The sequence below is a fragment of the Flavobacterium sp. LMO8 genome (assembly GCF_009495755.1).
GTDB lineage: Bacteria > Bacteroidota > Bacteroidia > Flavobacteriales > Flavobacteriaceae > Flavobacterium.
In genome coordinates this window covers 606121-617899 of record NZ_WIBJ01000031.1, presented here as the reverse complement: position 1 = coordinate 617899, position 11779 = coordinate 606121, and the positions used below count along the sequence as shown (strand labels likewise).

The 11779-nt window shown below is 34.1% G+C and carries 8 protein-coding genes; all 8 read left to right on the top strand.

Annotated elements, in window-relative coordinates:
• Positions 1-47 precede the first annotated feature (47 nt).
• Positions 48-2033 (top strand): hypothetical protein, encoded by a 1986-nt coding sequence (locus GFJ94_RS10730; protein ID WP_153201523.1) that lies wholly within the window; start codon positions 48-50, stop codon positions 2031-2033.
• A 184-nt stretch (positions 2034-2217) separates the two neighbouring features.
• A complete protein-coding gene (locus GFJ94_RS10725; protein WP_153201522.1) occupies positions 2218-3849 on the top strand; it encodes a hypothetical protein in 1632 nt (543 codons plus the stop codon).
• Positions 3850-4298: 449 nt separating this feature from the next.
• On the top strand, positions 4299-4484 hold the full coding sequence (locus tag GFJ94_RS12580; RefSeq protein WP_162523841.1) for a DUF5522 domain-containing protein: 186 nt from the start codon (positions 4299-4301) through the stop codon (positions 4482-4484).
• A gap of 54 nt (positions 4485-4538) precedes the next feature.
• Positions 4539-6515, top strand: coding sequence for a urocanate hydratase (locus tag GFJ94_RS10720; RefSeq protein ID WP_153201521.1), 1977 nt, complete (start codon positions 4539-4541; stop codon positions 6513-6515).
• Between the two features lie 78 nt (positions 6516-6593).
• Positions 6594-7124, top strand: coding sequence for a DUF4136 domain-containing protein (locus GFJ94_RS10715; protein WP_153201520.1), 531 nt, complete (start codon positions 6594-6596; stop codon positions 7122-7124).
• Positions 7125-7426: 302 nt separating this feature from the next.
• Complete coding sequence (locus tag GFJ94_RS10710; protein ID WP_153201519.1) at positions 7427-8335, top strand: branched-chain amino acid transaminase; 909 nt, start codon at positions 7427-7429, stop codon at positions 8333-8335.
• Positions 8336-8340: 5 nt separating this feature from the next.
• Complete coding sequence (ilvD, locus tag GFJ94_RS10705; protein ID WP_153201518.1) at positions 8341-10020, top strand: dihydroxy-acid dehydratase; 1680 nt, start codon at positions 8341-8343, stop codon at positions 10018-10020.
• Between the two features lie 10 nt (positions 10021-10030).
• Positions 10031-11779, top strand: coding sequence for a biosynthetic-type acetolactate synthase large subunit (ilvB, locus tag GFJ94_RS10700; protein ID WP_153201517.1), 1749 nt, complete (start codon positions 10031-10033; stop codon positions 11777-11779).

Sequence of the window (11779 nt, the reverse complement as noted above, 5' to 3'; positions counted from 1 at the left end):
TTTTAAAAAAAAGCATTATTTTTGCCTTCTCTAAAAACAAAAAAATCATGAAAATTTTAAAATTTACACTTTATTTTCTATTATTAATAAATATTTCAGTTTTTTCGCAAGTAGGAATTGGTACAGCGACACCTCAATCGACACTTGATATAACAGCATTAAATGCAACTGGTGGAGCTACCAATGTAGATGGACTAATAATTCCTAGAGTTGACAGAAGAAGAGCTAGAAACATGACACCTGTTACTACATCTACTCTAATCTATGTTAATGCACTTAATAGCACACAAACAGGACAAGCTTCAAACATAGATGTAGTCGGGTTCTATTATTTTGATGGTTCAGTTTGGCAAAAATTAACAACTACAGGTTCAAATAACGATTGGGCTTTAACTGGAAATTCTGGTACTACACCTGGAACAAATTATGTAGGAACTAGTGATGCTCAAGATTTACGATTTAAAACAAACAACACTGACCGCTTAAATATCTCAAACACTAACGGTCAATTACAATCCTATTTTGCAGGAACAAATACAGAGCCAGCATTTTCTTGGAATGCAGACTCTAATACAGGAGTATTTCGTTCTGCAGCAGACAACTTAGGACTAACAACTAATGGAGTTGAAGGTGTAAGACTAAGAGAAAACAGCAATGTTAGTATTGGAGCAACGTATGCATCAACTAATGCGGCACCAACAAACGGATTAAGAGTACAAGGAAATACTGTTATCGGAAAAGCATCTGGAGAAGACACGAGAGATGTTTTTTCTGCACATTCTTCTGCAACAGCATTTCAAAACATTACTGGATACCCAAATAGCACTAAAAAAAGAGCGGTATCAGGCTATTCAGACGATAGCGGAATTGGTGTTTTTGGGTTTTCAAATAGATCTGGATATGGAGTTGTTGGGCTAACACAACCAAGCGTTATTTCAAGTTTTGTACAAACAGGAGAAGGAGTTTTAGGTCAAGCAGATGGTGCTACAGGAGTAACAACAATTCCAATCGGAGTTCACGGAATTATTGATGAAACTGCTTCTGGATTAACAACAGCAAGTCCTGTTTTAGGAGAAAACAATAATATTACAAAAGGAACTGGCCTTGAAGGTGGAGCATACAACACTTCTTCTAATGCAATGGCTGGTGTATATGGAAATTTTGCAACAAGATCCTCTTCTTCTGATGCATATCAATTTGGAGTTATTGGAGACATTCTTTTATTAGGAGTTGCAGATCAACCAGATGCTACAGGTGGAGTATTAGGCACAAATGCAGCTGGTGATTTTGGAATTTTAGGATATGTATCAAGAGCTGGAACAAATTATAGCGGATATTTTGGAAGTGCAGGAGGAGTTGTAACAGGCACTGGTAGACTAAATAATGTAGCAAACCAAAATAACCTAATTGGACTTGGAGTAAACGGAGGTTTCATGGGAGGTTATATAAAGGGAAATCAATATGGATTAATGACAAAAGGAAATGAGTTTGGAATGTATGTGCAAGGAAATACTATTACAAATGAACCAATTGTACAATTAACAGAAACAAATAACGCTCAAAGAACCATTTCTTATACTGCAACTTCAACAGAAGTAGATGTAACAACAAGAGGCGTAGGAAAACTTTCTAATGGAGAAAGCTATATTACTTTCAAAGAAGCATTCAAAAACTTAGTTTCTAACAACGAGCCAATCAATATTACCATCACTCCTACTGGAGAAACTAATGGTGTTTATATCAGCAAAGTTACAAATGATGGTTTTTATGTAAAAGAAAATTCAAATGGAACAAGCAATGCTTCATTTAATTGGACAGCTATAGGCACAAGAAAAGGTTATGAAAATGGAGTAGAAATTTCAGAAACTGTTCTATCTAACAATTTTGATAAGAACATGAATGGTGTTATGAATAATGATGGTGGTAAAGAAGAAGGAACTCCTATTTATTTTGATGGAAATAATGTTAAATTCGAAAGAATTCCAAATGGCATTATTAAATACAATAAAAAAGAAGCTCCTAAAAAGAAATAATATTTATAATCATATAGGTTAAAACATATTTTAAAAATAAAAACAAAAGGCAATCGAATCGATTGCCTTTTTGTTTTTTATCGATAAAAACTAACACTTCAACAAGTAAACAGACAGAATACTATTAAATATTTAAATTAATTATTAATTTGTTGCACACAAAACAAACTAACTCTTAATTTATATGAAAAAACATTTACTCTTATTCGTATTTTATGGGTTTTATGCAACAGCTCAAGTTGGAATTGGAACTACAATCCCAAACGGAGCTTTAGATGTAACCTCAACAAATGATGGCTTATTAATTCCAAGAGTAGCATTAACTGCTACCAATGCTGCAGCTCCTCTTACAGCACCAACTACATCAGAACTTGTATATAATACATTTACATCTGCTGTTGGTCCAAATCAAGTAACACCTGGCTATTATTATTGGAATGGAGCGGCATGGGTTAGATTATCAACCGGAAACTCCAATGACTGGTCTATTCTTGGAAATGCTGGAACCACACCCGCTACAAACTTTATTGGTACCACAGATAATGTTGAGTTAAGGTTTAGAACAAATAATACCGAAAGACTTCGTATTGGGAACACTGGAAATATAGGTGTCAATATCGCCCCATCAACTTATAAACTTGACGTTAGTAGTGGTGCGGGAGATGCAATTTTTGGCCATTCTACCAATGTAGGTGGTGTTATTGGTTATGAAACAAATTTTAGTTTTGGAATTCCTGCACAAAATTTAAATGGTTCAGGTTTATATGCAAATAATCCTGCTGCTGGATACACGAGTATATTTGCTCAATCAACAGGTGCAGCAACCGTAGCAGCCAACATAGCTTATTCAAACGTATGGATGGCAACTTACAGTTATGTTGATAATGCATCTGCAACTTTCAATCCATCAACCTCATACAACCAGTTAAATATCACTAATGCAACGCTTGGAGGCACACAAATAGCATTGAGAGGTTTTAATAATAGAGCAACAACTGCTGGAAATCCAGGGTATTCAGTAGGTGTTCAAGGATTGGCAAGCAGCCAAAATCAAGATTCATTTGGAGTTCAAGGATATGCATATTGCAACACTAACACGAGAGCAGGAGGCTATTTTGAAGCATTAAATTATAGCGGAACTTCACAAGCTTACGCCTATGTAGGAACTTCTGTAGGAGGAACAAACAGAAAAATAACAGGAACTGCCTCAGTATCTGAAATCATTCCAACTGAAAACCATGGTAGAGTAACACTAACTTGTCCAGAATCTCCAGAATATTGGTATCAAGATTACGGCACAGTTAACATGGTAAATGGAAAAGCAACTATTATACTTGATGAAATATTGGCAGATATAATAGTTGTTGATGAAGAAAACCCAATACGAGTAATTTGTACACCTGTGGGTATGCCCCATTTTAATGGTATTACAATAATGTCGCAAACTAAAAATTCTGTAGAGATTTTAGAATTAAATGGAGGAAATCATTCTGGAAAATTACAATATCAGTTAGTTGTAAAACCTAAAACTAATTATGGAGAAGGACGTTTCCCACAAGCACCAGGTCCAGCTTATTTAAAATCAGACAAAGAACCATTAGCTGCAAAGGCAAAAAATCAACCAACTGATGGAAGAAAAATTTATGAATGGCCATCAGACCATATAGTATATAAATACAATCCTGAAGATCATATAAAAATAGGAGATGTTGTTCCCGCAGGTCCAAATGCAGGCAAAATATTTTTAGGAGAAGGCAAATATTCTGATGGCGTTCCAGCAGAAAATCCAACTTTAAAAAAGAAAAAAAACAACTAACAATATTTCAAAAAATTCCAAAAAGACCTCCTCTTTAAATAGTCGAGGTCTTTTTCATTTGTATATGCTTCTCGTTCAAACGAAATATTCAAATAAGCCTTTTTCTTGTCTTTACATTGAATCCATCTAAATAAAAATTCAAAAAAATACCACAGAAAAAAAGGAAGTATTAGTAATTCTATTTGCTGTCTAATATGAATTTTTTCATGATTCAATACTACACAATTTTGCTTTTCACTTTTACTAAAAAGCAATATAAAAGGAAACAAAGTTATTCCTCGAAATCCTTTCGGAATTAAATATTTAAAAACTATTATTATCATTTGATACAAAGTTGGTAAATTTCTTCTTTAATTTATTATTTAGCCAAAGGAAAGAAGTAATCTTGGTTAAAAATATTTATTTTTGTAAAATGATAAAAATAAATATTTTTAAGACGATTTGTCGATATGAATAACGATTTAAATCCGAATAATTTAAAAGAAGGTGAAGATTTCTACTACACACCTGAAGGATACAAGTGTTTCACAGAAAAATATCATCTAAAGAGAGGCTATTGTTGTAAAAGCGGTTGTAGACATTGCCCTTATGGGTTTGATAAAAAAACGAATACAAATAAAAAACGGGAAAATTAGTTTATTTGAAAATCTCTTTTAAACTTTTAATCTGTTAAACTTATAAACTCAGTTATGACATTTCAAGAACAAATATTACAAGGTATTCCATCGGTTTTACCAAATCCAAAACCATACGAAGCCGAAATAAATCACGCACCAAAAAGAAAAGAAATTCTTTCAACCGAAGAAAAAAAATTAGCGTTAAAAAACGCACTTCGCTATTTTGATGCGAAACATCATGCGGAATTAATTCCAGAATTTAAAGCGGAATTAGAAGCGTATGGTAGAATTTACATGTATCGCCTTCGTCCTGATTACAAAATGTATGCGCGACCAATTCATGAATATCCAGGAAAATGCGAACAAGCGAAAGCGATTATGTTAATGATTCAAAACAATTTGGATTATGCTGTAGCTCAACATCCACATGAACTAATAACTTATGGCGGCAACGGTGCTGTTTTTTCCAATTGGGCGCAATATTTATTGACCATGAAATATTTGGCAGAAATGACCGAAGAGCAAACATTAGCCATGTATTCAGGTCATCCAATGGGATTATTCCCTTCGCATAAAGACGCACCAAGAGTTGTAGTTACGAATGGAATGGTGATTCCAAATTATTCCAAACCAGACGATTGGGAAAAAATGAATGCTCTAGGTGTTTCTCAATACGGACAAATGACTGCTGGAAGTTATATGTACATTGGTCCACAAGGAATTGTGCATGGAACAACAATCACCGTTTTAAACGGCTTCAGAAAAATAAAAAAATCTCCAAAAGGCGGTTTATTCGTAACTTCTGGATTAGGCGGAATGAGTGGAGCTCAACCAAAAGCAGGAAACATTGCAGGTTGCGTTACCGTTTGTGCCGAAGTCAATCCAAAAATTACACATATTCGTCATTCACAAGGTTGGATAAACGAAATTGTAGAAGACATTACATTGCTTGTTGCAAGAGTACGCAAAGCATTAGAAAATCAAGAAGTAGTTTCTATTGCTTACTTAGGAAATGTAGTAGATGTTTGGGAACGTTTTGATCAGGAAAATTTACATATCGATTTAGGTTCAGATCAAACTTCTTTACATAATCCTTGGGCTGGTGGCTACTACCCTACTGGTTTTTCTTTTGAAGAATCGAATGACATGATGGCGAATAATCCGGATAAATTCAAAGAAGAAGTTCAGAAAACCTTACGCCGTCATGCAGCTGCAATTAATAAACATACTGCAAAAGGAACCTATTTCTTCGATTACGGAAATGCGTTTTTACTAGAAGCTTCTCGTGCTGGAGCAGATATTATGGCAGAAAACCATATCGATTTCAAATACCCAAGTTACGTTCAAGACATTATGGGACCAATGTGTTTCGATTACGGATTTGGACCATTCCGTTGGGTTTGCGCTTCAGGAAATCCAGATGATTTAGCTAAAACAGATAAAATTGCTTGTGATGTTTTAGAAGAAATGATGAAAAATTCGCCTGAAGAAATCCAACAACAAATGGCGGATAATATCCAATGGATAAAAGGCGCACAGGAAAACAAATTAGTCGTTGGTTCACAAGCAAGAATACTTTATGCCGATGCCGAAGGCCGAATCAAAATCGCAGAAGCTTTCAATCAAGCAATTGCTCGTGGAGAAATTGGCTACGTAATTTTAGGAAGAGACCACCATGACGTTTCAGGTACAGATTCACCTTATCGTGAAACTTCAAATATTTACGATGGTTCTCGGTTCACAGCAGATATGGCTATCCAGAACGTAATTGGTGATAGTTTCCGAGGCGCTACATGGGTTTCTATCCACAATGGTGGTGGAGTTGGCTGGGGCGAAGTTATCAATGGTGGTTTTGGTATGGTTCTTGATGGTAGTAAAGAGGCATCAAGACGCTTAGAGTCAATGCTTTTCTGGGATGTTAACAACGGAATTTCAAGAAGAAGTTGGGCAAGAAACGAAGGAGCCATTTTTGCAATAAAAAGAGCCATGGAAACGCAACCTTTATTAAAAATTACCATCCCTAATATAGTAGACGAAAATTTATTATAGTTTCAAGTTTAAAGTTTCAAGTTAATTTGAGATTAAAAACTTTACTCCTGAAACCTGAAACTTTAAACAATTAAAATTATGAAGACATTAAAATTACTTTCGATTTTATTTATTGCAACTTTAGCTTCGTGCAGTTCAGTAAGAGTAAATGCTGATTATGATAAAAAAGCAACATTTACGAATTATAAAACATACGCCTATTTAAAAAGTGGTGTAGATAAAGCTGAAATTTCAGATTTAGACAAAAAAAGAATTTTATATTCTATCGATGAAGTAATGCCAACAAAAGGCTTCAGTAAATCTGAAAATCCTGATGTTTTGATTAGTATTTTTACCAAAGAAAGAGAACGTGTTGATGTTTATAACAACATGGGATTTGGCTGGGGCTGGGGCTGGAATCCATGGTGGGGAATGGGTGGCGGTTTTACAAATGTAACCACTACTCCAGAAGGCACTCTTTTTATAGATATTATTGATGCTAAAACAAAAGAATTGGTTTGGCAAGGAGAAGGATCTGGTTATTTAACTAACAATACAGACAAAAAAGATGAAAGAATTAAAGAATTTGTTTCTAAAATTTTAAATCAATACCCACCAACTATAAAATAGAATCATTTAAAATTTTGAATTTATAAATTAAATAGTCGTAAAATAATTAATTCAAGAATTATTACCTAAATAAGCACTACTTTTTTATAGTTTTAATAAAAATACTGAAAATAATATAAAAAATTTATAACCTATATAATTTATAACTAATTTTGTCCTGTATTTAATTACAATGGAAAACAACAAAAACATTATCATTTCTATTATTATTCGACTTATCGAATAGGAGATGCTATGTTTAAATGATACAAAACCTCCTAATTAATTTTGGAGGTTTTTTTTTATAATAAAATCAGGAAAAAATGAATTCAAATTTGGCATTAAACCCGTATTGCAATAAGAACACCATCCTCTTTTCGAATGGCGAATATTGCAAAGCAACTGAAAAAGTAATTGATTTATATGGGCAAACACTTCACTATGGCTATGGTGTTTTCGAAGGAATTAGAGCCTATAAAACAGAAAATGGTACCAAAATTTTCAAAGTAAAAGAGCATTACGAAAGACTTAAAAGATCTTGTGAGTTAATAAACATTTCTTTTCAATATAATGTTGATGAGTTATGTGAAATAACTTATGAAGTATTAAGAAAAAATAATTTTCAAGACGCCTATATTAGACCATTAGTATACTGTAGTCCTAATATGAGTCTCACAAAACCTACACAAGTTTCAATCATGATTTGTGCCTGGGAATGGGGAGCTTACTTAGGTGACACCCTTTTAAACATAACTATTTCTTCGTTTTGCAGACCTCATCCTAGATCAACAAAAGTTGAAGCAAAAGTTTGTGGACACTATATCAATTCGATTTTAGCTGCAACCGAAGCAAAAGAAAAAGGTTTTGACGAAGCTGTTTTATTAGATTCAGATGGGTTTTTAGCAGAAGGGCCAGGTTCAAATCTATTCTTTGAAAAAGACGGAAAACTATTTACTCCTAAAACAGGAAATATCCTACCTGGAATTACACGAGCAACTGTATTTGAACTTTGTAAAGAATTAAATATCGAATTATTTGAAGGTAGCTATACTCCTAATGATTTACAGAACGCAGATGGCGCTTTCTTATGTGGAACCGCGGCTGAAATAATTGGAATTAACTCATTAGAAAAGAAAAACTTCAATCTAAACTGGGAAAACACATTGGGCAAAAAATTGCAAACTGCCTATAAAAACTTAGTAATGGAAAAACAATTTGCCATTCAAAACTAATCCAAATGGAATTAAACAAACACAGCAAAACCGTAACTCAAGACCCTACTCAACCTGCAGCTCAAGCCATGCTTTATGGAATTGGTTTAAACGATCAACAATTAGCTCAACCTTTTGTCGGAATTGCTTCAATGGGTTATGATGGCAATACTTGTAACATGCATTTAAATCATTTGGCAAGTTTGATTAAACAAGAAGTTAATCAAGAAGAAATGGTTGGGCTTATCTTCAACACCATTGGAATAAGTGATGGAATTACAAATGGAACCGATGGAATGCGTTATTCACTTGTAAGTCGTGAAATTATAGCTGACAGCATTGAAAGTGTAGTAGACGGTCATTATTATGATGCTGTAGTAGCTATTCCAGGTTGCGATAAAAACATGCCAGGTTCAATAATTGCAATGGGAAGATTGAACCGTCCTTCCATTATGGTATATGGTGGAACTATTGCTCCAGGGAAATATCAAGGAAAAGATTTGAATATCGTCTCAGCTTTTGAAGCGCTTGGTGAAAAGATAGCTGGTAAAATTTCTGAAGAAGAATATAAAGGAATTATAAAAAATTCTTGCCCTGGCGCAGGAGCATGTGGTGGAATGTATACAGCAAATACAATGGCTATTGCTATTGAAGCTTTAGGAATGAGCCTTCCGTACTCTAGTTCAAATCCAGCCGTTTCTCATGAAAAAATAGAAGAATGTAAACAAACCGCTCATTATATAAAATTACTTCTACAAAAAAATATTTGCCCTAAAGACATTATGACTTTCAAGGCTTTTGAAAATGCCATTACAACTTTAATTGCTCTTGGCGGAAGTACAAATGCCGTATTACATATCATTGCCATGGCAAAAAGTGTAGGTGTAAAAATCACACAGGATGATTTTCAAAGAATAAGTAATAAAACACCTTTAATTGCCGATTTTAAGCCAGGTGGAAATTATTTAATGCAAAATCTACATGAAAAAGGTGGTGTTCCAATGGTTTTAAAATATTTATTATCTAAAGGAATGCTGCATGGAGAATGTTTAACTGTAACTGGAAAAACAGTTTCGGAAAATTTAAAAGATATAGTAGATATTGATTTTGAAACACAAAACATCATTAGACCAATTGAAAATCCTATCAAAGAAACTGGACACCTACAAATTTTATACGGAAATCTAGCAACCAAAGGCTCTGTTGCCAAAATCACTGGAAAAGAAGGAGAAAAATTTAGTGGACCAGCAAAAGTTTTTGATGGAGAAAAAGAATTGATTAAAGGAATTGAAAATAAAAAAATCCAAGCGGGTGATGTTATTGTTATTCGTTACGTTGGACCAAAAGGTGGACCAGGAATGCCTGAAATGCTAAAACCAACATCCGCAATTATTGGCGCTGGATTAGGAAAAAGTGTAGCCTTAATTACAGATGGAAGATTTAGTGGTGGAACACATGGCTTTGTAGTAGGACACATATCGCCTGAAGCATACGATGGAGGAACAATTGCATTAGTAAAAGATGGCGATTTAATTGAATTAGATGCCGTAAACAACTCAATTCATTTAGCAATTTCAGATGATGAATTAGAAAACAGAAAAAAGGCTTTTGTTCAACCGAAACCAAAGGTTACAAGAGGCGTTTTATATAAATATTTAAAATTAGTAACTGACGCATCCGAAGGTTGTGTAACTGACGAACAATAACAACAAAATTATGGAAGCATTAAAACAAAAAATAGTTGAGCCTACCATTGAAAAAACACATAACACATCAGGAAGTTTAGCCGTTATTGACGCTTTACTATCAGAAGATGTAACAACCGTTTTTGGTTATCCAGGCGGAGCTATTATGCCAATTTATGACGCTCTATACGACTATAAAAAAGAATTAAACCATATTTTGGTTCGTCATGAACAAGGTGCTATTCATGCAGCTCAAGGCTATTCAAGAGTGAGTGGAAAAACCGGTGTTGTTTTTGCAACAAGCGGACCTGGTGCAACTAATTTAGTAACTGGTTTAGCTGATGCTCAAATTGATTCAACACCTTTAGTATGTATTACTGGACAAGTTTTTGCGCATCTTCTTGGGACAGATGCTTTTCAAGAAACGGATATAATCAACATCACAATGCCGGTTACCAAATGGAATTATCAGGTAACTGATGCTAATGAAATTTCTGAAGTCTTAGCAAAAGCTTTTTACATAGCAAAATCTGGAAGACCTGGACCTGTTTTAGTTGACATTACTAAAAATGCACAATTACAATTATTTGATTACAAAGGCTACAGACAATGTTCACACATTAGAAGTTATAGACCAGAACCAGTTGTTAGAAACGAATATATAAAGCAAGCAGCAAAACTAATTAACGAAGCTAAAAAACCATTTGTGATTTTTGGGCAAGGTGTTATTTTAGGAAATGCTGAAAAAGAATTTTTAGCCTTTATTGAAAAAGCGGGATTACCAACAGCTTGGACAATTATGGGAATGAGCGCTATTCCAACAAACCATCCTTTAGGTGTTGGCATGTTAGGAATGCATGGAAATTATGGCCCAAATTACCTTACTAACGAATGTGATGTATTGATAGCGGTAGGGATGAGATTTGATGATCGTGTTACCGGAAGATTAGACAAATATGCCAAACAAGCTAAAATTATTCATTTTGATATTGATCCTGCCGAAATTGATAAAAACGTTCAAACAACAATTCCTGTTTGGGGCAACTGCAAAGTAACGCTTCCAATTTTAACTGATTTGGTTGATAAAAAATCACATAAAGAATGGTTTAATGAATTTGTAACAAAGCGAAATATTGAAACAACACAACTGATAGAAAAAGAATTAAATCCTACTGAAGGAGAACTTACTATGGGTGAAGTGGTACATGTTTTAAACGAATTAACTAATGGAGAAGCCGTTATTGTAACCGATGTTGGACAGCACCAAATGGTAGCCTGCAGATATGCTAAACAAACACTATCAAGAAGTAATATTACAAGTGGTGGATTAGGAACTATGGGATTTGCTCTTCCGGCAGCCATTGGAGCCAAATTTGGAGCTCCTAAAAGACAGGTAGTAGCAATAATGGGAGATGGTGGAGCACAAATGAATATTCAAGAGTTAGGAACTATCATGCAATTTAAACCAAATGTAAAGATCATGATATTAAATAATAGTTTTTTAGGAATGGTGCGCCAATGGCAAGAACTATTCCACGAAAAACGCTATTCGTTTACTGACATACAAAGTCCAAACTTTGTTAAAGTTGCTGAAGGTTATGGAATTAAAGGAAAACAAATTTCAAAAAGAGAGGAGTTAAAATCGAGTTTAAAAGAAATGCTTGATCATCCAGCATCATACCTTTTAGAAGTTGCAGTATTACACGAAGACAATGTTTTTCCAATGGTTCCACAAGGAAAAGGTGTTGCAGAAATTGTATTAAGTAAAGATCAAATTTAA